Here is a 23158-nt window from a genome sequence, read left to right as displayed (position 1 = left end):
AAGAAGTCGGGGATCTATAATCCGAACTTATGTGGTAGACCACTAATGTTTAAGCAATACTGTAAAGACACTACCCTGTGGATGATGATCTTCGACTTTGATAATACCGTGATGTGCTTCAATCGCCATTTTGCAGAAAGCTAATCCTAGACCAATTTGCGAAACTTCTGGAAGCAGAGTTCCAATCTCATATTTCTCAAAAATTCGTTGTTGTAAGTCTTTACTGACTCCGGGACCTGAATCAACAACTTGCACTTTCGCACCTGGTTCCAAATACTCAGCCCGTAAAATTACTTGAGAGTTTGACGGGGAGAACTTAATCGCATTAGAAAGCAAATTATCCAGGACTCGCCGAAAGATTGCTGCATCTACTTTCACAACTCCACCAGGTTTGGGTAGTTCACTGACAAGGGTGAGATTTTTTTGAGCAGCGATCGCTTCAATATCTGCAACAGCGGAAATACAAAGCGCGCTCAGGTCTAGTTCTGTGTAGTTGAGAGATATTTTACCAGATTCTAACTTTGCCATGAGCAGTAAGCTATTAATCAGTGATTGTAGTTGTTGTCCAGCGCTGACAATTTCCTCGACCTTTTGTTGTTGCTTTTCGGGTGATATACCAGGAAGCCGGAGAATTTCAGTTGATAGGACAATACTCGCAAGGGGATTTCGCAAGTCATGGACAATCATATTAACCATGTCTTCTCGCAGTTTGAGCAAATCTTGCAGGCTATCGTACTGCTGCTTAATCCGCAACATGGAATGAACTCTGGCTCGTAACTCTACACCGTTGACGGGTTTACTAATAAAGTCGTCTGCACCCATAGCTAAACATTGAGCGAGATCTTCTTTAGCAGTTAATGCCGTTACCATAATAATTGGAACTGTTTGCCATTGTGGATCAGCTTTGATGCGCCGACAAACTTCTATCCCATCTAAATCGGGCATCATCACATCTAGTAAAATGACATCAGGCTGAAAACTATGGAGGCGATCAAGGGCGCCTTTACCGCTAGGGGCGTAGTGTAGTTGATAGTTTTCACCATCCAGCAATGTTTCTATAACATCAAAATTATCCGGTTCATCATCAATTACTAAAACAGAGGGTTGAGTGTCCATCAAAAATCTTCGTTATTTCTCTAAAATTTGTTGAATTTTTGTTGCAAGTTCTTTAAGTTTTACAGGTTTGGTGAAATATTCTTTGGCTCCAGCAGCTAAACAAGTTTCGCGATCGCCTGGCATGGCTAGCGCTGTTAGGACAATAATTGGAATATGCATCAATTGTTGATCGCCACGGATGTGACGCATTGCTTCCAGTCCATCCATGATCGGCATTTGAATGTCCATCACAATTAAATCAGGGCGATGAGCGAGGGAAAGCTCTATAGCTTGTTGCCCATTGTTCGCCAGCATCAAACGATATCCTCGACTCTCCAGATAGCCAGACATTGTATCAATGTTTGCCTGATTGTCTTCTGCTAGTAATATTAAAGGAGGTTCGCCTCGTGGATCGAGGACGACTTGCATTCCCATCTCCTTGAAATAGGGACTAATCTGGTCTGTAGCAGAAACTGAATCTTCGCTGCTCAAAACTTGAGCATTTTTGCCAGGTAAGCAAATTGAAACATGATTGCTTGTAGAGTAGGGAATACGGACGGTGAAACAACTCCCTTGCCCAACTTTACTACTAACTAATACTGTTCCTCCATGCAGTTTGGCAATTCGCTTTACCAGTGCCAGCCCTAAACCCGTGCCATTATACTGGCGATTGAAGCTGCTGTCAAGCTGGATAAAGGGCTGAAACAGCTTACCAATATCTTCAGGAGCAATTCCGATACCAGTATCTGTGACACTAAAGCAGAGATGAGGGGACGACGAAACAGACCCAGAAACATAATCTCCCCCCTGTCCCCCCGATCCCCGTACTCTATGAGAAGCCGCTGACGCGTCTACGCGAAGCGTCTCCTCTGGAGAATCCCCAATCCCCGTACTCTGTGAGAAGCCGCTGACGCGTCTACGCGAAGCGTCTCCTCTGGAGAATCCCCGATCCCCGATCCCCCCCACTTCTTCCACCCAAACTTCTAGCTTTACAGATCCCTTTTCCGGTGTAAATTTGATGGCATTGCTGAGTAAATTGATCAGTACCTGACGCAGACGGCGTTCGTCCACCTGAATAGTGCCGATGTTTTGAGAAATACTTGTGCTAGTACGGATATTCTTTTTCAACGCCATCTGTTTGATAAAGGCGAGACTGCTATTACACAAAGTTTTTACTGAAACTTCACTCAATTGTAGTTCCAGTTTGCCAGACTCGATTTTAGACAAATCTAGAATGTCGTTAATTAGTTCTAGCAAATGTTTACCACTGCGTTCGATTGTAGCGATCGCTTTAGTCTGTCGTTCATTGCTCGAACCAAACACACCTTCTAAAAAACCTTCAGACATGCCCAGAATCGCATTCAGAGGTGTTCGTAGTTCGTGGCTCATGTTTGCTAAAAATTCATCTTTGAGGCGAGTCGCACGAGCAAGTTCGGCGTTGATGTTGGCAAGCTGTTCATTTGTCTGCTTTAGTTGCTCCTCAGCTTGTCTGCGAACAGTAGTATCACTGACGCGCACTAAATTCAAGGTACGTCCGGCTACAGTAATTGGCGTGGCTGCAATGTTGCCCCAAAAGAGGTTACCTTGCCGAGTCACATATTCTATTTCTCGGCTCCAAACCCCTTTCAAATGAAGTTCTGCGACAATAGCAGCCATCTCATCGGGAGAAAATTGATAGCGCTGGAGTGTATGTCCTTCAATACCGATTAGTTCTGCTTTGTCAGCCACACCAAACATTTCTACTGCTCGCCGATTACAATCAAGAGTAAGCAGGGTTTGGGAATCGACTAAAAACAGAGCATCGGCAGATTCGTTGAAAATTGCCTCCAGCAAGTCTCTATTTTGGATTAATTCTTGTTCAGTTTGCTTAAGTTTTGTAATGTCAATATGACAACCAATCATACGGAGTGGATTGCCATTTTGATCCCATTTAATGACGCGACGTGAACAGATGACCCAAACTGTAGAACCATTCTTGTGCCGATATCTCACCTCGTTGTAACAGGCTATTTGACCACGACTTTGGATGTGTTGCTCAAAGCTTTTGAAAACCCCAGGTAAATCTTCCCTAAAAATTAGAGTGTGCCAAGTCTCTGGTGTATTAGGCAACTCGTGATTCTCATAGCCAAACATCTGCTTAAAGGTTGGGCTTAAGTATACTTGATTGTCTGGGATGTTCCAGTTCCAGTAACCGGCGTGTGCTGTTTCCAGGATATCTTCAAGTAGTTGTAGTTCAATTTGTAACTTCTGTGCTTGCCGTAGCTTTTCCTCTGCTTGCTTGCGTTCTGCTAGTTCTATCTCTAGCTGCTCATAGGCACTAGCCTGCTGAATTGCGATCGCTATTTGCACCCCCAGTTGATCTAACAACTCCAATTCCACAGATTGCCACTGACGAGATGCTGAACATTGATGGACAATTAAAAATCCCCATAATTGATCTGTAACCAAAATAGGCACTACTAAATTAGCTTTGACTTGAAATTTTTCAAGCAACTGTAAATGGCACTCAGTTAAGTTTGCTTGGTAAATATCGTTGATTGCCCGTTTTTTTCCTTGCAGATAGTCGGTTCCACCTCCCTGTTGAAAGCAGGTATCTGCAATTTCCATCCCCAGAGCAACTGTCCAACCGGGAAGAACTGACTCTGCAACAATAGTACCACTCATGTCTGGGTTAAATTTATACACTATAACCCGGTCAGCCTTGAGAAAGTGGCGTACTTCTGTGGCGGTTGTACGCAGAATCACTTCTAGCTTCAGTGTCTGACGAATTCTTAAAGCGATCGCACCAATCAGTTGTTGTTGTTCTCGACTCTTTTCTAGCTGTCGGGTCAGATGCATTTGTTCAACTGCATGATGAATTGCACGTTGCAGAATTTGAGCCGTGAGGTCGTCTTTGAGGAGATAATCCTGAGCATCGCTTTTCATTGCTTTGACAGCGGTCATCTCATCACCTTGTCCTGTCAACATTATGACAGCACATTGAGTATTTTTCAGTAATTTACGAATTTGCTGAAGGAACTCTAGCCCATCGCCATCCGGTAACAAAAAATCCAGTAAAATCACATCTGGTATTTCTTGCTGACACCATTTTATTCCCTGGGTTCCCGTCTCAAACTCTACAATGCGATAGGTATATAGGCTGTCGCGTTTCAAAAAGCGACAACATGCTCTGCGATCATCGACGCAATCATCAATGAGCAAAATAGTCAAGGGAGAGTGATGAGTCATCCGATTTTGGATTTTGGATTTTGGATTGACGAGGCACGGGTGGATTTCCGATTGGTTCCACGGATTTATCCGCTTTCTTGTACCACCAAGGAATGATTGGTCATAAGTCAAAAATATCAACGCGATCGCATTTCTAAAGAAATTGTATTGTACATAACTATGATGTCAAAAAATTTTGTAAATGAAATACAGCAGGGAACAGGGAACAGAATCGCACGATTTTGGATAAACCTAAAAAGTCATAACAAAACCATCGAAAAAATCACAAAGCTGACTAAAATCAATCTAGCTAGCTGGGATTAATATGGTATCTACTTCTACTCGCTTTTCAGATATTCAAAATCATTGGGCCCGTGCTTTTATTGAAGCTTTAGCCCAGCGCCAAATTTTAAATGGGTATCCCAATGGCACGTTTCGTCCTGATAACTCAGTCACTCGTGCAGAGTTTGCTGCCATCATTACCACAGTTTTTAACCTACCTGGTAAGCGGGAATATGTGCCGTTTACTGATGTTCCTGCTAACCACTGGGCAGCAAATGCAATTCAAAAAGCTTACGAAATCGGATTTCTATCTGGCTATCCTAATCGCAGTTTCGGCCCCAATAATAGAATTGCTAAAGGTGATGTTTTGGTATCTTTAGTCAGTGGCTTAGGTCTAAGTGCTAATATTAAGCCTGATTTATTACTAACACTTCCCCTAATCTATAACGATGCAAATAGTATACCAGAATATGCTAAAAATGCAGTGGCGATCGCTACTCGTGCTGGGATAGTAGCTAATTTTCCTAACGTGAAAATACTCAATCCCAAGGTCGCAGCAACCCGCGCTGACGTCGCAGCCATAGTTTATCAAGCATTGGTATATCAAGGTAAGGCAGAGAAAATTTCCTCGAACTATATAGTGGTTGCTCCTGAACCAGCAAATCAATCAGGAAATCTATCGTCAACACCTGCTGCAATCGTCAGTCATAACCGGGAGTTTCGGGGAGTTTGGGTAGCTTGTGTGTGGAATAGTGATTGGCCTTCTCAAACAGGACTTTCTGTTGCACAGCAAAAAGCCGAGTTAATCAAAATAATTGAAAAATTAGACGCTCTCAATTTTAATGCCTTGATATTTCAGGTGCGACCAGAGGGCGATGCTATGTATGCTTCCCAATTGGAACCATGGAGTGCTTGGTTAACAGGAACTCAGGGAAAAGCACCAGATCCATTTTATGATCCTTTAGAGTTTGCGATCGCTGAATGCCACAAACGCAATATCGAACTTCATGCTTGGTTTAACCCTTACCGGGCTAGCACTTCCACAAATCCAGCTAAAACTGTTCGTCCCCACATCGCAGCTACCAATCCAGAATGCGTTTACCCGTGGAAAACTCAGCGTTGGATGGACCCAGGACTGAAAATCGTTCAGGATCGAGCTTACAATGTGATCCTAGATGTAGTGAAGCGCTACGATGTTGATGCTATTCACTTAGATGATTATTTTTATCCCTATCCCATAGAGAATCAATCTTTCCCCGATGATAAAACTTACGCTGCCTACAAAGCCAGTGGTGGTACACTCAGCCTAAGTGATTGGCGTCGAGACAATGTGAACAAAATGGTACAGCGTCTGTGGCAAGGAATTAAAGCAACCAAACCCTACGTTAAATTTGGCATTAGTCCCTTTGGTATCTATCGCCCTGGGCAACCCGCTGGTATTACTGGGTTAGACGCTTATAATGTGCTGTATGCCGATGCCAAGAAATGGTTAGAACAAGGTTGGATTGATTATATTGCTCCCCAGCTTTACTGGCGTACCGACCAAACACAACAAAGTTATTCTGCATTGTTGAAGTGGTGGACAGAGGTTAACACCAAACAAAGACACGTTTATGCAGGTAATAATCTTACAGAACCAAGTAACAAGAGTCGAGAAAGTGGCGAAATTGAAAAGCAGGTGAAAATTAGTCGTAGCCAAGCTGGACAGTTGTCACTAGGAAATATTTTCTTTAACGTCGGTGTTTTGATGGACAATAGTCAGGATATCGCTGATAAATTAGGGTTACTCTACAACAAACCTGCCTTACCTCCGACTTTATCTTGGCAGAACACCACACCACCCGCACCGCCTACAGCCCTACAAGTTAGTAACCGTAAATTAACTTGGAAGCCAGGTGATAACAGCCAGATTCGTTCTTGGACAGTTTATAGACAAAGTGGCGATACTTGGACACTCCAGCGAGTTTTACCTGCTAACACCACCTTTGCAACCGTCGAACCGGGAACTTATGCCATATGTGCAGTAGATAGATTAGCAAATGAAAGTGTAGGAATGGTAATAGGGGTTAGTTGACAGTTACTGGTTATATCAGGTTCGCTTGATTACTTATAATTCCCAGAGAACCCCACCCCGGTTTTGTCTAACGCCAAAACCGCCCCTAAGCGCGTGCGGCTATGGTGTACACACAAGTCTTATAAAGTTGCCTAGTGGCGTTTTGATCCCCCCTAACCCCCCTTGAAAAGGGGGAACTAGAATCAAAGTCCCTCTTTTTAAGGCAATACGCTTGGTGTTAAGGTTAAGTCATTTTTTCTAATGAACCGCAGAGGCGCAGAGGACACAGAGAAAGAAGAGAGAGAAGGAAAAAATTGCTTAACTGAACTGTATTGCTTTTTAAGGGGGATTTAGGGGGATCAGAGGATTTGTGTGTACACGGTAGCCGCACGCGGGGAGGGGTGCAATGACTGTGGGAAGTATAACTAATTATCCGAACTAGATATAACTACTTAGACAGAATTAATTAGACATAGGCGTGAAAAAGAATGTAGAGACGTAGCAGTGCTACGTCTCTACCAGGGTTCTGGATAACGCATATTTAATTTCACCAGATGTCTATTACACACATTGTTTTTATGTTAAGAGTTCTTTAGCAATTTGATTGTCTTTCAATAGGTGTAGAGTATTACCATTTTAAATCTGCACCATCAATGACTCTCCGTTTTGGTTGCATTGCTGTTTTTTGGATACATAACTTAACTTCTGTTAAATGTAAATTCATATATGAGAGCAAGGCATATATGAAAACAACGATACCAAACATTTCGCAGAACTCTTCAACCGCTGTAATCATTGCATAGTTCATATTGGCAGAACTGTAGAGTTCGTCATAGCGTCCGGCAAACATTTCCGTGCCGATTGCACCGCTAACGAAGATAGTACCAGCAACAAAAAATAAAAGCCTTATCTTTCTTGGAAGATGAGCCAAAAATTTTAGATACGACAGCACAAAGATAATTGTAAGGGGAATGCCAACGGCAACCCAACCGTAGTAAAGAAAACCTGTTCTGTTGATGCTTGAACCTAGTATTGCGTCTGCATTCTCATGAATCATTGCGACTTCGTCTATAGATAGATACAAAAAAATCGCTGATAAAACTTTCCAATGGAGGATGTAGCGAGCATGAGCGAGCTTTTGAGATGTAGCAATGGATGCTAACAGGAGCGAACAAAATAATAGTGTAATGGATGAGTACCATGTAGGAATGTTAGAATCCTCAGCCACATTGAACAACCTTACTAATCCAAAAAGACTACCACGACCGATAATATATCTAGAAAATTGCCCAGCGATGCTGACAAGGCTTAAGCATATAACTACGATAGTCAAGACTAAGGCAACCTTTTTAGGAGAAACAGACAATGTCAATTTTACTACCACGATAATTTTGAAATTGAAACATGAAATTATAAAAGTAATTTTATTTACTACTATATGTATCTTAAACTTTAGTTAATCTTTTTTAGCTTAAATTTAACTTTTAAAAAACAATATACTTATAACTTAATATACAAAGCTTAATATAAACACCACAAATATACACGCTGTAGGGGTAATTAAGGAAATGAAAAATTTTCCAAATTAGCAAGCAAATAATAGTATTTTTCTAAAAAGTATACTAATAGCTTGATTTTAGATAGATGAATATAGCTAGTAAATTTCAGGATCATCAAATTACAACAACCGACTGGAGATTAACTTCTGGCTTTTTACATGAAGGTAGGTCAGATTTTGAGTCTGTACATATTTTGTTAGGTCGTTTTTTGGCAGATAGAACTTCTGTTGATCCACTTGCGGAAAAACCATTATTTGCTGCTGATGGCATTTTTGAATGGGGACACGCCCAACCTTTAGAAAAAGTCATAAATTCAAGGGAAGATTTTGAATTTCTGTTGTTGCATCCCAATTTGTTCCGCAATTCTATAACTATTATTGAACCCTGGCATCAAGTAGGGATTAATGCTCTTGGCGAAGAAGTGCGGGCTTCTAGAAATGTTGCTTACATTGCTCAGAAAGTTGCTGATATGGACTCTGTATTGCTCCCTGCTTGGTCAACAGGAGTGATAGATGTGGATTTAGTGGTTCCAGCAATTACTTCTGGCTATGCGGTAGTAGTGGAAGGAGGCGACCCATCGGTGTACGATCCATCGGGATGGACATATCCAGCATGTCCACGAGAAGATATGTTTGCATTGGTAGAAAAATTACTCATTTCGCGATCGCCTACCAGCGCGCCAGCAATATTTATCTGTTTGGGTCATCAATTAGCTGCTGAATGTCATATCCGACTGATTCGCAAAGCAGTCGAACAAGTACTAAGCTTGAAAACTTTAGAGCGCGATCGCGATGGTAAAGCTTTAAAATCATTGCAAGCAGTATGCCTGCGGATCAAAGATCTAGGCAAGACACTGCAAGTAAAAAAACGTGATGGTCGTTTAGTTGCTTCCGGTTGGAATGATGCCCATTTTGCGGTTGCACTCAACGAAACGAAGGAAGTTGGCGCTCGTGTTTTGTTACCTTATCAGTCTCCTGATGGCGATGCTTTAAGTATTCCTTGGGAAGTTATTTATGCTCATGATGTGACATCTGACACTCACGAAGGTGTGATTGACACGACAATTCAGTATGAGCGAGAAGTTTCGATTTCGATGTTCCACTCTGATGAAGTCAACGAGGAAGCAATACTGTTTGCTAATTGGGCTTACCGCAGTATTCATGACGCGATCGTTCCTTATCGGCAAATCATTGCTGGAAGTCCTTTATCATGGCTAATACAACTTCCCGATTCTGTAGAAATTCTCTGCTCAACAGCAGTTGATGGTGAAATAGTCACAGAATGTTCAGCAACCTGTATTAACTACAAAGACTTTGAAACTAAAAAAATTCGTCGTTCCTTTACTTGCCAATTCCACCCAGAACTATTATCTGATTTGCGAGCGATCGGTAATAGCGAAGCTCCATCTTATTCAACTTTAAAGAATGATGATGGTGTGCGTTTATTTGTACGGCTGCTGTATGCGGGAATGCAAGATTAAGCTCATTCTCTGAAAGACAAAACAATTTTAGATTTTAGATTTTGGATGGCGGATCATCCCAGGATTTATCCGCTTTCTTGTACCATGAAAGAATGATTGGTTAAACTAATCAATTCCGACGCTAGAAATGGTAATGTCAAAACAAGCGGAGGTTTTTATATGGCTCAAGCTTTACCTAAACTATTTACCTTTGAAGAATTTATCGAATGGCTGCCAGAAAATGCCGGGAAGCGTTACGAATTACACGATGGAATAATTGTAGAAATGCCTCAGCCGAGTGGAAAGCATGAAAAAGTTACGGGATTTTTAGCAGGGGAAATTACTGTTGAATATAAACGTTTGAAATTGCCATATTTTATCCCCAAAACAGCATTAGTAAAACCTCCAAGAAAATCATCAGGTTATTCACCGGATATCGTATTAATCAACGATGCTAATTTACACAACGAGGAATTGTGGGAAAAAGAATCTACTGTGACTCAAAGTGAATCCATTCCTTTGATTGTCGAAGTTGTGAGTACAAATTGGGAAGATGATTATTACACGAAATTGGGAAATTATGAAGCAATGAAGATTCGCGAATATTGGATTGTTGATTATGCAGCTTTAGGAGCAAGAAAATTTATTGGTAATCCTAAACAACCAACCATTTCTATTTATTATCTAGTTGATGAAGAATATCAAGTCACTCAATTTAGAAATTCAGAACGTATTATATCTCCTAGTTTTCCAGATTTGAAACTGACTGCTAATCAGATTTTTAATGGTGCTTTATAAAACCTGTGTTTTTATAACATTGGATTATTTCTCGCTGAATGTCCAAACACCATTCCAGTTTTCCGGCGCACCTTGTTCCATTAATTGATTAACTCGCTCTAGGTAAAGTGCTGCTGTTTTATCTGAAAGATTGACTGCTAAAACTTGTTCAAAGTATCTTTGAGCTTCGGGAAATTGGCGACGACGGTAATATTCTAGTCCTTGTTCAAAATCTGATTGTGTTTGAAACTTCAAGGCTTTAATTTCTTCTGTTTCACCGTCCATGACTTCATAGACTGCGATCGCTTCTTTTCTACCTTTAACTATTGCTCGGTCTAAAAATCGAATTTGATATTGACTGGGATCGCTCAATTTTTCCAAGACTTGTTCAGAAATCAACATAGACACGCCGTAAAACTTGGTTAAACCTTCTAAACGTGCCGTAAGGTTGACATTATCTGAAAAAGCATCGCCTTGCATCCGGTTTTCTTCTCCCACCATTCCCACCATCATATGACCAACATGGATACCAATACCGATTTGCAGGGGTGCATAACCTTTGTTTGCTCGCTCTTGGTTATACTCATGAACTCGTCGCAGTTTGGTGATTCCTGCTTGGACTGCATCATCTGCACTGTTAGGGAAAATTGCCATCATCCCATCACCCAAATATTTCACAATCATACCGTTATGATTGCGAATTTCTGGAGAAACCCGCCTGAGATAGGCGTTAACAAAATCAAAATTCTCTTGGGGTGTCATACTCTCCGAAATAGTTGTAAAGGAGCGAATATCGGAGAACATCACCGCCATTTCTTTGCTCACGTGATCCCCTAACTGGACATTCACCACGCTTTTCTTTTGCAAAAATTTGAGATATTCATGGGGAAAGAAACGGACAATGGCATTATTTTGATTTTCTAGGGTTTCAAAGGATTTTTTCAGTTGTCCAGCCATATAATTAAACGTCTTGGCAAGTTCTCCAACTTCATCAGCACGTTCAATATCAACGGTTTTATCCCATTCTCCTTTAGCAATATCTTTGGCTGCAAAATTAAGCCGGACAAGTGGCTCTGTCACCCAGCGAGATGTGAAAATACCAATAATAATTGCCACTATTAAAGTTGCAATACATAACACAATTGTAGTCTGGTTGTTGGTATTAATTTGTGCCATGAAGTCGGTTTCAGGAACAACAACCACAATCAGCCAATGTAATCCTTTATTATCTTGAAAAGGCATTACTTTTATATATTGCTGTTTGTTCTCTATTTCAATATTGAGTTTTTGTGAATTTTTAATTTGATTAAAGTCTCGAAAATGGGTAGCTAAATATCTAGCTGTAGTTTTAGTGACTGAGTCGTTACTATCTACGGCTTTAAATCGTTTTCTGACATTTCCTTGAGTACGAAATGGTTTTTCTTTGGTAGAAGTTGCTAGTAGTGTTCCATCATGTTCGACAATAAAGGCTTGTCCAGATTTCCCGATTTTGAGACTATTTAAGAATCGACCAATACTATTAAGTCGTAGGGAAGTATTCAATACTCCTTGTAATTGTTTTCCTGTTGAATCATACACAGGTTGGGAAGCGCTAATTAGTAATACTGGTTCTAAAAGTGAGATATAAACTGAACTCCAAGTTGGTTTACCTGCCTTACCAGCATCTATGTACCAGGCTCCTTTTCTAGTATCAAAACCTTTGAATATGGCTGCTACTGTTGTGCGATCGCCTGTCGTATTCGTATTGTAAGAATAAAAATCAAAGTTCGTAAATTTGTCTATGGCATTAATTAATAAAGTACCATTTTCCAGCTTTTCCCCTGTTCGCTCTTGTCCATTTTTATTTGTAAATTTAATAAAATTAATGTAGGGATATGACTGTACTTGCTGCCAAAGATATTTCTCCCAAGGTTGCAAATTTTGTGTATTTATTAACCCTAATTTAATCGCATTCTCATTGCTTTGATTAATTTGATGTGGAGTTTCCAAATAAGTTCGTAAATTCTGTTCAATGCGAGCAGTAATTTCACTCATCAACTGAGTAGCTAGATCGTCAACAGCCTCTTGTCCATTTTTAAATGAAATATAACCCACTAAACCAACTGCTCCCACCACTTGCACCACAAAAGGAACAATCAGAATCACTCGCAGTGGAATTTTACTCAGTCCTCGTATAAACTTATTTCGGGTACGCTGATTCTGTTGCTGTGTTTTGTTGACGGTTGCAACAGCGGTTTTCACAGGACGTGTTTTTTTGGCAGTTTGAAAAGATACGGCGTTTCTAGTTGGGAGGCTGGGAGTTGAGCCTGGAATATGATTAGATGGGGCGATCGCTCCACTGGGAATAAGCGATATGTTCTTAGGCAAAGTAAAGGTTAAACGAGTACCTACCCCTACCGTAGATTCTATAGTAATTTTGCCTCCATGCAACTCCACCAAAGCTTTGATAATACTCAATCCCAAACCCTTACTTCCGGCTTGGCGAGTTGCTAAATGCTCTGCTTGCTGAAATAATTCAGAAATTTCTGTTAATTCATCTTCAGCAATTCCTTTACCTGTATCATAAACACTTATAGCAATGTGTGATGTATTCTGAGGATCTTCAACTTCAAGTGCAGATATAGAGATTTCTATTTGACCTGTTGGGGTAAATTCAATGGCATTATCAACAAGAATTTGTAAAATTTGTTGCAGGCGAACCGGATCAGCATAAGCGCTTGTGCTTTTGACGGGAATACTATTCAGCAATTCCAAATTTTTCTGATCAATCAGAGGTCGCATCGATTCCAACACTGTCTCAGCAATTTGGTGTAAATCCACTGATTGCAGTTGTAACTTAATATCACCGTGTCTGAGTTTGGAAAATTCACGAATATTGTTGATACGGTTGAGAAGTTGATACCCACTCTGGGTAAGATTTTGCAGACTTTTTCGTTGTGATGGAGATACCTCACCCATCCCTCCCTCTAACATTGACTTAGCGGTATTCACCAACCCTTCCAGGGGAGTAGACAATTGATTGGAGGTGTTGATCAAAAATTCATCTTTGAGTTTGTTGAGACGCTGTAATTGGGCATTTTTTTCCTTTAGTTGTTGGGTGAAACGAATGCGATCGACTTCTGCTTGTTTGCGTTTAGTTATATCTAGAACTGTACCCAGCAAAGCTTCTGAGCCATTAAAAACAAACGATTGCAGAGATATGGCTGCCCAAAAGCTTGTACCATTAGCTTTTTTCCACTGGACTTCGTAGTTTCTCAGACTACCATGTTTGCGGAAAATATTTAGTAATTTTTCGCGATCGCCAGCTTGATAGTAAAAGTCTAATGTTTGACGATTCAGCAATTCTTCCTTCGGTAAATCTAACATTGAGCTAGCTGCGGTATTTGCATACAAAATTTTCCCACTAGCTAGCTGCGAAATGATAACTGTCGCGGGAGTTGCTTCCGCAATGACTTGAAATCGATCTTCGCTTTCACGCTTTGCTTGTTCTGCTTTCTGTTGTAGTTCTTTCGCTACGACATCAGAGTGTTCTGTAATTGTCTGTACTAGAGCTTCTAGTTCTGCTTTCTCTTGCTTGACTTGTTCTAACTCCTGATTGAGATCGGAAATTTCTAATACAAGTTGTTCTAGATTTAAACTCGAAGAAAAATTAGAAGATTCGGCTCTCATTTGTCATTGATAAGGGTTTGAGGTATATTTTCGTTTCGTAACTGGTGTTATCTTTCTTCAGGGAACTCTTAACAGGAAGTGTACTGAGTTCGGTTCAAAAATAAATATCAATCTTATATAGGAGTCCGATTTGATTTATGAAAAAATCTAAGTATCTGTAGGGTGTGTTATGGCGTAGCCTAACGCACCTAAATTCTTAACTGGTGCGTTAGCCTTTGGCGTAACGCACCCTACGTGTATTTCAGAAATCAAATATGAGTCCTATATTGCTTGATATTTTACTATAAACTGTATGTCAAAATTATGTTGATGTTATCATATTTTTAAACTTAGTAAAGATAAAATCAGTAATGAAAATCGTTTGAAAAAGTATTTTTTATTAAAATTATTAAAAATTAAGTCAAAAAACTAAATTGATTACTTAGGTGTTTGATGGCTAGTGGAAATATTTAATCACTCATGATAGGAACAATAAATTGGCTGACTTCACAAATACAAAAACTATGGATTGAGTTATCTAGCTTGTGGACAACCAAGCTATTTATTTTAGGAAACAAAGAGGTTTCTTTAAAGTTTATTCTCGAACTGATTTTTTCACTTATCATCGCTTTTTTGATTGCTCGTTTAATTAAAGAGCTAATCAAACGTTTATTTTTAGCTCGCTTTGTCCAAGAGCGCGGTAGTCTCGAAGCTCTATCTGCTCTTTTGAGCTATACTCTCACAATTTTGGCATTTTTAGTTGTTCTGCAAACTGTTGGTATCAGCCTCAGTTCTTTAACTATTTTTGCAGGAGCCATTGGTATTGGTTTTGGTATTGGACTTCAGGATCTTGCTAGTAACTTTATTAGCGGTATCACTCTTTTGTTTGAGCAATCAATTAAAGTGGGAGACTTTATTCAAATTGATGATCTTTCGGGAGTTGTGGAAAATATTTCAATCCGTTCGACAATCATTAAAACTATTGATGGTGTGTTTGTGATTGTTCCTAATAAGACTTTCTTGGAAAACAAGGTAATTAATTGGACTTATAAAGATCCAAAAGTTAGAATTCATGTTCCTATTGATGTTCCTGATGAAAGCGATCCCCTCGTAGTTGCTGAGTCACTTTTGGCTGCTGCTCGTCGGGAACTTGATGTACTACCATCACCTTGTCCTGAAGTTCACTTTAAAGGCTTTCGAGAAGGAATGGATTTTGAATTGTTAGTCTGGATAAATGACCATCAAAAGAAGGATGAAATTACAAGTTCATTATACTTTTTTATTGAAGAAGAATTGCGCGATCGCGGAGTTGATCGTCCCATTGCTCAAAGAAGGATTTATATTGATAACTTCAAACAAATGGGTTCTTGGTCACAAAAATTCACAGGTGAAGAATTAGCTAATGATTCTTCTGTCAGCACAGTCTTAAATCACGAAAAATCTCAGCTAGCTTCTCAAAAAACTACTAATATTCCACTACTAAGAAATTTATTACGGCAAGTCAGTTATTTTGAAAAGTGTAGTGATACAGAATTACGTCATATAATTTTACGTGGTTATAAACGAGTCTTAGAAGCTGATGAAATTATCTGTCGAGAAAATGAGCCAGGAGATTGTTTCTATATTATTTTGTCTGGTGCAGTGGAAGTTTTTGTTGAATCTATTAATAAACAAGTTGCTACTCGACATCCTGGGGAATTTATTGGAGAAATGTCTTTGCTGATGGGGACACCCCGCACTGCTACCCTACGTACTTTAGAACCAACTGTTTTGTTTGTGGTAGATAGGGAGAATTTACAAAGTCTTTTGGAAAAACAACCAGATTTAGCAGATAAAATCTCTGTTGAATTATCTAAACGTCAAGAAACATTAGAACGTTTGGGAATCAAAATTGCTGCTAATGCTCCGAACGAAACTCCATTTACCCAAATCCGTAAACGCATTCAAGCTATTTTTGGCATTTAAAATCAATCTTGACCATGAAACAGACGAATCATCACAATCATTCTTTCCAAAAATTTTCCAAAACAGTTGCGAGAGTCAGAGATTTTGCACTCCAAGAAATGAAACAAGAAGCTGAACAAAAACAGCTTTATTATCATAATTGTCAGCATGTTCAAGGAGTAGAACGCCGAGCAAATCAAATTTTTCAAGTAATTAAACCTTATTGGCAAAACAATCTAGAATATATCAACCGGATGGAACTTTTATTAGAAATTTGTACTTTGTCTCACGATTTAGTACAAGAGTTTGTTCCCCAGAGCGAACCTCATACTGCTCGCAAAAGAGAAATTGGTGTGAGTGAAGCAGCAACAATTCACAAACTGATGAATTACATTCATAATTTGAATGAAGATTTATCCAAATCTGATCCTAACAGTCTGGGAATTTTTACAAATTCTGATTTAGGAATTATTAAAGAAGCAATTGAAGCAACAATTTGCTTATACGATCCTATCAGGGGTTCAATTTATCAAGCTGACCTTTACAATTCTGAGAAAAATTTATCCATTGTCAGTCGAATTACTGCTCTTGCTGATATTGGGACACTGGGAATCGAAGGAATTGAAGCTTTCAACGCAGAAGGAAGTCTTCTATTTTTGGAAGAAAATATTGATTTGATTCCAATTATTTTGCAAACCGACTTTAATTTAGTTAATCAAGAACTTCATGATCATATTAGACAGCGTTTACTGAAACGAGCTAGATTTCAAGTCAATTTTGCTAAAGATAGACTCGCTCGCTATACTTATGAAATAGAAGGTTTGCCAGTTGATAGTATTCCAGTTGTGATTCAGGAAGTATTTAAATTTTTGAATCCAGAAACTATCGAAAAAATTGAAGCAAACACTCCTACCTCTGAGGATGCGACTTTGGAACAGTTGATCAAGTTTTTTGATTTGAAAAGGTATTTAGGGACTTTAGGCTAAAAAAGAGCCGCACCCATCTTATATTTTGTACATAGCCCTAAATTAAAATTTGGGCTGAAAGCTAAAGTCGGTTCAAAACCGACTGGTTGAGGTTTTAACCCATTTAGAACTCCTAAATCAAGTTTCGGAGTTCTAAATTAGGTTTTAAACTCCTAAATCAAGTTTCGGAGTTCTAAATTAGGTTTAGGACTCCTAAATCAAGTTTCGGAGTTCTAAATTAGATTTTGGAGTTCTAAATTAGGTTTCGGAGTTCTAAATTAGGTTTTAGAGTTATAGATTAGCTTCACAAGCCATAAAACAGATTTTTAACTCAAAAATCTGACTTCAATCGTGTAAATCTCTTCTTTTCACCAAAATTCACTGACTTACACTGCTCCCAATACGGTTCGGATAAGACAAATCAATTGACATTTAAACCCTGTAGAGACGCGATATATCGCGTCTCTACATACCAAAATTATGACGAAAAATCCTTAACCGAACCGTATTGACACTGCTCCGCGTCTACAGCGCTTAGGGTAGCGCTTACCTATGTATTCTATTTAGATTACCATCTATCCAAAATCTTTAAAAAATGTTACAATAACAAATAATAAGCAAATTTTGGGGTAAGCAAAAACACTAGCCCTAATTATGCAGTTTAACTAGCACCTTATTGAAAATCTCATTGTTTGGAGTTGTTATTAACTAGTCACGACGATCTCATTTTTAACCCTGGCTCGATCCAGCCCCATGGTGTACTTTTAGCACTAAGTACACAATTGGAAATATTACAAGTTAGCAGTAATACCCAAGACTATTTGGGTAAACGACCACAAGAGTTGCTTGGTCAACCTCTCAGTTATTTACTCGATGCTTTGTGTTTAGAAGCGATCGCTCAACTTCCAACAGACGAAATTGACACTATTAATTACCTGAAGCTATCAGTCCGCACAAATGAAGGTGAGCGAGACTTTGATGGTTTTGTGCATCGAGTAGAAAACACGATCATTTTAGAGCTAGAACCAAAACAATCGCAAGTTCAAGTCAATTTCTTGAACATTCACACCTTAATCAAAGGAGCGATCGCCAAACTCAAACGTACAAATAACTTGATAGATTTCTTACAAATTGCAGCCCAACAAATCCGCAATATTACAGAATTTGATCGGGTGATGGTTTACCAATTTGACCATCAAGGCGCGGGGGTAGTGATTGCTGAAGTCAAAACACAAGAGTTATCGCCCTATTTGGGACTCCACTATCCAGCTACAGATATACCACGAGGAGCTAAAGATTTATATACACGCAATCCATTGCGGATTGTACCATGTATCAACGCCCAACCTGTAGAATTAATTCCTACAACAGATGATACTCTCCTCGATCTAAGTCTGTCTGTGCTGCGGAGTGTTGATCCATGTTGTGTGCAATATCATCAAAATATGGGTGTAGCAGCTTTGATGGTCATTCCCCTAATTAAAAATGGAAACCTGTGGGGATTAATTTCCTGTCACCATCAAACTCCTAGATATGTCCCTTATGAAATCCGGGCTGGTTGTGAATTTTTAGGACAAATCGTATCATCCGAGTTGGCGAATAAAGTCATTCAAGAAGAAGTAGACTATAAAATTAGATTGGAATCTCTGCGGTCTGGTGTTGTCGAATCTATTTCTCAAGCAGATAATTTTAGAGATGCGTTAATCCATCCTGAACCCCGGTTACTAGGTCTTGTAGGTGCAACAGGGGCGGCGGTTTGTTTGGATGGTAAAATTTATCTGCTGGGAAGAACACCAGATACCGAAGATGTGCGATCGCTAATTACCTGGGCAGATGCTCAGGTGAAAGATAATATATTTTATACTGATTCTCTACCCAAGCTTTACCCAGAGGCTGAGACATTTAAAGATACCGCTAGTGGTTTGTTGCTATTGCGGATTTCTAAATTGCGACATTATTATATACTCTGGTTTCGCCCCGAAGTAATCCGCACGGTAAACTGGGCAGGTAATCCCAACGATTCGATTCAAGTTAACTCAGATGGTACTATCACCCTTTGTCCCCGAAAGTCCTTTGAGAAATGGCAAGAACTTGTAAGATTAACATCTCTACCTTGGCAAAAATGCGAACTTGATAGTGCTTTGAGTCTGCGAAATGCGATCGTGGGAATTGTTCTTAAAAAAGCAGAAGAATTAGCCAAAATCAATCAAGAGTTAGAAACCAGTAACCGCGAATTAGCTTCTTTTGCTTATGCAGCTTCTCATGATCTCAAGGAACCCTTACGGGGTATATATAATTACTCAATAATTCTCCTTGAAGACTATGCATCCGTCCTAGATGAAGATGCTACAGATTACTTACAGACAGTTATTTCCTTGTCGGTACGCATGGAAACCCTAATTAATGGTTTACTACGACTATCGCAATTAGGGCAAGCAGCACTACATTTACAAGCAGTAAATTTAAACGAATTGCTTGAGCAAGTGATCAACGTCTTTGATGCTAGTCATCAACAACATAATCTCGAAATTCGTATTCCCAGACCTCTACCAACAATTCAGTGTGACCCAGTTCTTGTGAACGAAGTCTTTAGTAACCTAATCACTAATGCTTTCAAATATAATGATAAAGCAGAAAAATGGGTGGAGATTGGTTATTTGGAGGGAGGAATTGGAGGACAGGGGGATGCTGATCGACAAATCTCTGTGTCTAGTCCTCCAGAGTTGAGTGTGTCTTCTGTTGATTCCCAGTTTCCAATCACTTTTTACGTACGGGATAACGGTATTGGAATTCCAGTCCATCACCACCAAACCATATTCAGACTGTTCAAACGACTGCATACTCAAGAAAAATATGGTGGTGGAACAGGTGCTGGACTGGCGATCGCCAAAAAAATAATTGAACGTCACGGTGGTCAAATTTGGGTTGAATCTACCCCAGGCGAAGGATCAACATTTTATTTGACACTATGATAAGTTAAGATATATTACAAAACTTTTTAATAAACATAATTTGCTCAGATAGATGAACTAATGGCAACAAAACTTAGCGAACCACTATTGGTTGTTGAGGACAGCAACGAGGATTTCCGAATTCTCCAACGCTTGATGCGGCGAATGGCTGTCCAAAACCCCATCCATCGTTGTAGTAGTGGGGATGAAGTTTTAGACTACCTTTACCAAGAAGGGAAAAAAATCGATGGATTATCCCGACCTTCGGTGATTCTGCTAGATCTGAATCTACCAGGAATTGATGGTCGTGACATCCTAGAACAACTTAAGCAAGATAAAACTTTTAGAGAAATTCCCATAGTTATCTTCACAACTTCATCCAACCCCAAGGATATTGAATTTTGTTATCAAAAGGGTGCAAATGGCTATCTTGTCAAGCCAATGGATGTCCAAGAACTGCAAAAAACCATTCAAGCGTTTGTCGATTATTGGTTACAAGTCAATATTTCACCAATTTCTGGGTGATCCCCAATCCCCAACACTTATATTTTTTTTACATTTTTTTTAGTTTTTCTTAATGTTTTCGTAATTTATGGCAATGTTAAGGAAGGAGTTTTGCACCCCTGCCCCTTTTTCTTATGCCGAATGCCTGGAAGCTGCTCATCATTGATGATTGTGCAACGGATCGGAAAATCTATCGCCGCTTTCTTTTGAAAGATCCTCATCATTATTACCAAATTCTGGAAGCCGATTCAGCAGAAGTTGCACTTGGCTTGTGCCAAAATATGCCTTGTGATTTGATTCTGCTGGATTTTTGCTTGCCAGATATGAGCGGAATCGAATTTCTAGATAAGCTTAGACAGAAAACCTTTGGTTCTTCCGTACCCGTGATTATGCTGACTGGACGGGGTGACGAAGAGATTGCTGTGGAAGCGATGAAAAAGGGTGTCCAAGATTATTTAGTTAAGCAACACCTGAAACCGGATATTTTGCAACTAGCAGTTCGTAATGTGATCAAGCAATTATATCTGCGAACTCAGTTACAAAAGACTCAGGAACGACAGCGGTTGATTGCTACGATGTTGCTACGAATTCGCCAGTCTCTTGATTTACAAGAAATTTTATACACGGCTGTCAGAGAAGTGCAACAAATGCTCAAGTGCGATCGCGTGATAGTATGTCAGTCTTCTCCAGAAACAGACTCAGAACAAATTGCTCAAAACAATACAACAGATCAAAATAATTCTTTATTATGTTATTGGGCTGGCTCCCATGATTGCAACCTCAACCCCCTAGAGCTATTAAATAATAAAGCAAATCTAATAGTTCCCATTACTTTGAGTGAGCAACAATCAATATCAAAACCTTGGGGTTTTTTGATTGCTCATCAGTGTACAGGAAAACGAGAATGGCAATCTGACGAACTAGAGATACTTTGTGAAGTGTCTGTACAACTAGCGATCGCAATTCAACAAGCAGAATTACTCACAAAAACTCAAGCTGCTCTAGAAAAAGAAAAAGAACTCAATGCCTTTAAATCTCAAATTATCACGACTATTTCCCACGAGTATCGTACACCACTGGCTTCAATTTTAGCTGCTGCATCTACACTCAAGCAATATGGCGACCATCTTGAGGAATTAAAAAAACACAAGTTTTTGCATATTATCGAGCAGAAAGCAAGACACATGTCCAAATTGATAGATGACATGCTAGTCATGAATCAATTTGAACTCAACAAGACCAAATTTAAAACAATTCCCCTTGATTTAGAGCATTTTTTCTCTAGCTTAATCACTGAACAACAGCAATTAGTTAGCGAACACCATGAATTCATTTTTCAGAGTACTGGAAATCATAAAGGCTTCTGGGGCGATCAAGGACTTTTACGGTTGATATTTAGTAATTTAATTTCCAATGCTATTAAATATTCTCCAAAAGGAGGCAATATAGAATTCTATTTGATTGGCAAAGAATCTGAAATAATATTTTTTATTCAAGACCAAGGTATAGGTATACCAATAGAAGATCAAACCAACCTGTTTGAACCTTTTTATCGTGGAAGTAATGTTGACACACTTCCTGGAACAGGTTTAGGGTTAGCAATTACAAAAGCTTGCGTAGAATTACATGGTGGTAGGATTAGTTTAGATAGTCAACCCGATCAAGGTACTAAAGTTACAGTTTCCCTACCAAAGCAACATATACAAAAAGGTAGTCATTAGTTATAGGGGATCGGGGATTCTCCAATCCCCAACACTACGGTTCATATTTAACTACAGCTTGTCGCGCCAAAATTGAGTTTACACAATCTACGCTACCTGTGAATAATTTACAAGGTTCTCTTGCTTCTGATAGTCCAACTACAACCCGAACATATAATCCATCATCTAAGTCAATTTTTGACACTTCATATAAAAATCTTTTGCGAGGATGGATGGCGAGTGCAGCTGATAATGCAGGTGTTGCACAAATAATGGCTTTTTTCCCAGGAGGTATGTAATGATCGATGAAAAAGTCATGGTCTTTAGGATCATTACTCCAACCACTATATGACAATTTTGATGGCCAAGTTAGACATCTTGGATCTATTCCTTTGTCACTAAATCCTTGGGAAAAAATTACTTTAGTAGTCCCTAAATAATTATTTTGTTTTTGCTTTTTTGCTTCTATCAGCTGATTGGCTTTATCGATATCTATAACTCTGGCTCTGAAAATATCGAGTGAAAAGAACGCTGTCAATATGAGCGAAACTCCCAATAATAATATAGTTAGTAGCAGAAAGCTACCTTGAAAATAAATAGGTAAAATTTTTCTTTTCATAGTTAATATGGCGGTTTGCAATGAGGTTTAACATGAGTTTGATAGATCTCATTAATCCAATATTTCGCCCTCAAAGAAATTGCGCGGCTCATAGCTAAAACTAACTTTCAGTGGGTGAAATCGCTTATTTAGGTCTACTTTTAGTAGACTTAGACTCCTGTAGCAATGTGGTATAAGTAGCCACTGCGTATTTAAGCTCAGGGTACACCGATGCACATCGATAAAACTAGCGCTGTATCTAAAACAGGACTTACGCAAAAATCGCCAAAAAGCTTTACTTATGAAACCGCCATAGACGCCAAGTAAGCCAAGAATCGGTAGAGTGTGCGTAAGTCCTATAAAAAATACGAAGATACATGACTGAACTCATAAATGATAATGTAAATACCAACTAA

At 39.3% G+C, this 23158-nt stretch carries 13 protein-coding genes; 8 read left to right on the top strand and 5 right to left on the bottom strand.

The window, feature by feature from the left end; genetic code table 11:
* Positions 1–42: 42 nt before the first annotated feature.
* Both B4U84_RS05335 and B4U84_RS05330 read right to left on the bottom strand, forming a co-directional pair.
* A complete protein-coding gene (locus B4U84_RS05335) occupies positions 43–1116 on the bottom strand; it encodes a hybrid sensor histidine kinase/response regulator (protein ID WP_131115961.1) in 1074 nt (357 codons plus the stop codon).
* Positions 1117–1128: 12 nt separating this feature from the next.
* On the bottom strand, positions 1129–4323 hold the full coding sequence (locus B4U84_RS05330) for a response regulator (RefSeq protein ID WP_131115959.1): 3195 nt from the start codon (positions 4321–4323) through the stop codon (positions 1129–1131).
* A gap of 304 nt (positions 4324–4627) precedes the next feature.
* Here B4U84_RS05330 and B4U84_RS05325 point away from each other — a divergent pair, with 304 nt between their 5' ends.
* Positions 4628–6658 (top strand): glycoside hydrolase family 10-like protein, encoded by a 2031-nt coding sequence (locus tag B4U84_RS05325; protein ID WP_131115957.1) that lies wholly within the window; start codon positions 4628–4630, stop codon positions 6656–6658.
* Between the two features lie 607 nt (positions 6659–7265).
* On the opposite strand, the gene B4U84_RS05320 is transcribed toward B4U84_RS05325, so the two are convergent.
* Complete coding sequence (locus B4U84_RS05320; protein WP_242677541.1) at positions 7266–8003, bottom strand: DUF8692 domain-containing protein; 738 nt, start codon at positions 8001–8003, stop codon at positions 7266–7268.
* Between the two features lie 278 nt (positions 8004–8281).
* Here B4U84_RS05320 and B4U84_RS05315 point away from each other — a divergent pair, with 278 nt between their 5' ends.
* Positions 8282–9676, top strand: a complete 1395-nt coding sequence (locus B4U84_RS05315; protein ID WP_044451500.1) for a hypothetical protein — start codon at positions 8282–8284, stop codon at positions 9674–9676.
* Positions 9677–9835: 159 nt separating this feature from the next.
* Positions 9836–10453, top strand: a complete 618-nt coding sequence (locus tag B4U84_RS05310; protein WP_044451501.1) for a Uma2 family endonuclease — start codon at positions 9836–9838, stop codon at positions 10451–10453.
* A 24-nt stretch (positions 10454–10477) separates the two neighbouring features.
* Here the strand turns inward: B4U84_RS05310 and B4U84_RS05305 are convergent, their stop codons facing one another.
* Entirely contained in the window at positions 10478–14101 is a 3624-nt protein-coding gene (locus tag B4U84_RS05305) for an ATP-binding protein (RefSeq protein ID WP_131115955.1), read from the bottom strand.
* 459 nt (positions 14102–14560) lie between these two features.
* Here B4U84_RS05305 and B4U84_RS05300 point away from each other — a divergent pair, with 459 nt between their 5' ends.
* The 5 genes from B4U84_RS05300 to B4U84_RS05280 all read left to right on the top strand — a co-directional run bounded on the left by B4U84_RS05300 (position 14561) and on the right by B4U84_RS05280 (position 22165).
* Positions 14561–16045, top strand: coding sequence for a cyclic nucleotide-binding domain-containing protein (locus B4U84_RS05300; RefSeq protein ID WP_131115953.1), 1485 nt, complete (start codon positions 14561–14563; stop codon positions 16043–16045).
* Positions 16046–16059: 14 nt separating this feature from the next.
* The gene (locus B4U84_RS05295) at positions 16060–17010 is read left to right on the top strand and encodes a hypothetical protein (RefSeq protein ID WP_131115951.1); all 951 of its coding nucleotides are present in this window, start codon (positions 16060–16062) and stop codon (positions 17008–17010) included.
* 671 nt (positions 17011–17681) lie between these two features.
* Positions 17682–19961 carry an ATP-binding protein gene (locus B4U84_RS05290; protein ID WP_131115949.1) on the top strand — a complete coding sequence of 760 codons (2280 nt, stop codon included), beginning with the start codon at positions 17682–17684 and terminating at the stop codon, positions 19959–19961.
* A gap of 60 nt (positions 19962–20021) precedes the next feature.
* Positions 20022–20465, top strand: a complete 444-nt coding sequence (locus B4U84_RS05285) for a response regulator (protein WP_131115947.1) — start codon at positions 20022–20024, stop codon at positions 20463–20465.
* 113 nt (positions 20466–20578) lie between these two features.
* Positions 20579–22165, top strand: a complete 1587-nt coding sequence (locus tag B4U84_RS05280) for a sensor histidine kinase (RefSeq protein WP_131115945.1) — start codon at positions 20579–20581, stop codon at positions 22163–22165.
* Positions 22166–22199: 34 nt separating this feature from the next.
* Here the strand turns inward: B4U84_RS05280 and B4U84_RS05275 are convergent, their stop codons facing one another.
* A complete protein-coding gene (locus B4U84_RS05275; RefSeq protein ID WP_131115943.1) occupies positions 22200–22763 on the bottom strand; it encodes a hypothetical protein in 564 nt (187 codons plus the stop codon).
* Positions 22764–23158: the final 395 nt, after the last annotated feature.

The organism is Westiellopsis prolifica IICB1 (genome assembly GCF_004323185.1).
Lineage (GTDB): Bacteria > Cyanobacteriota > Cyanobacteriia > Cyanobacteriales > Nostocaceae > Pelatocladus > Pelatocladus prolificus_A.
Note: the sequence above shows the minus strand (reverse complement) of the source record. Positions and strands in the feature narration are given on the sequence as shown.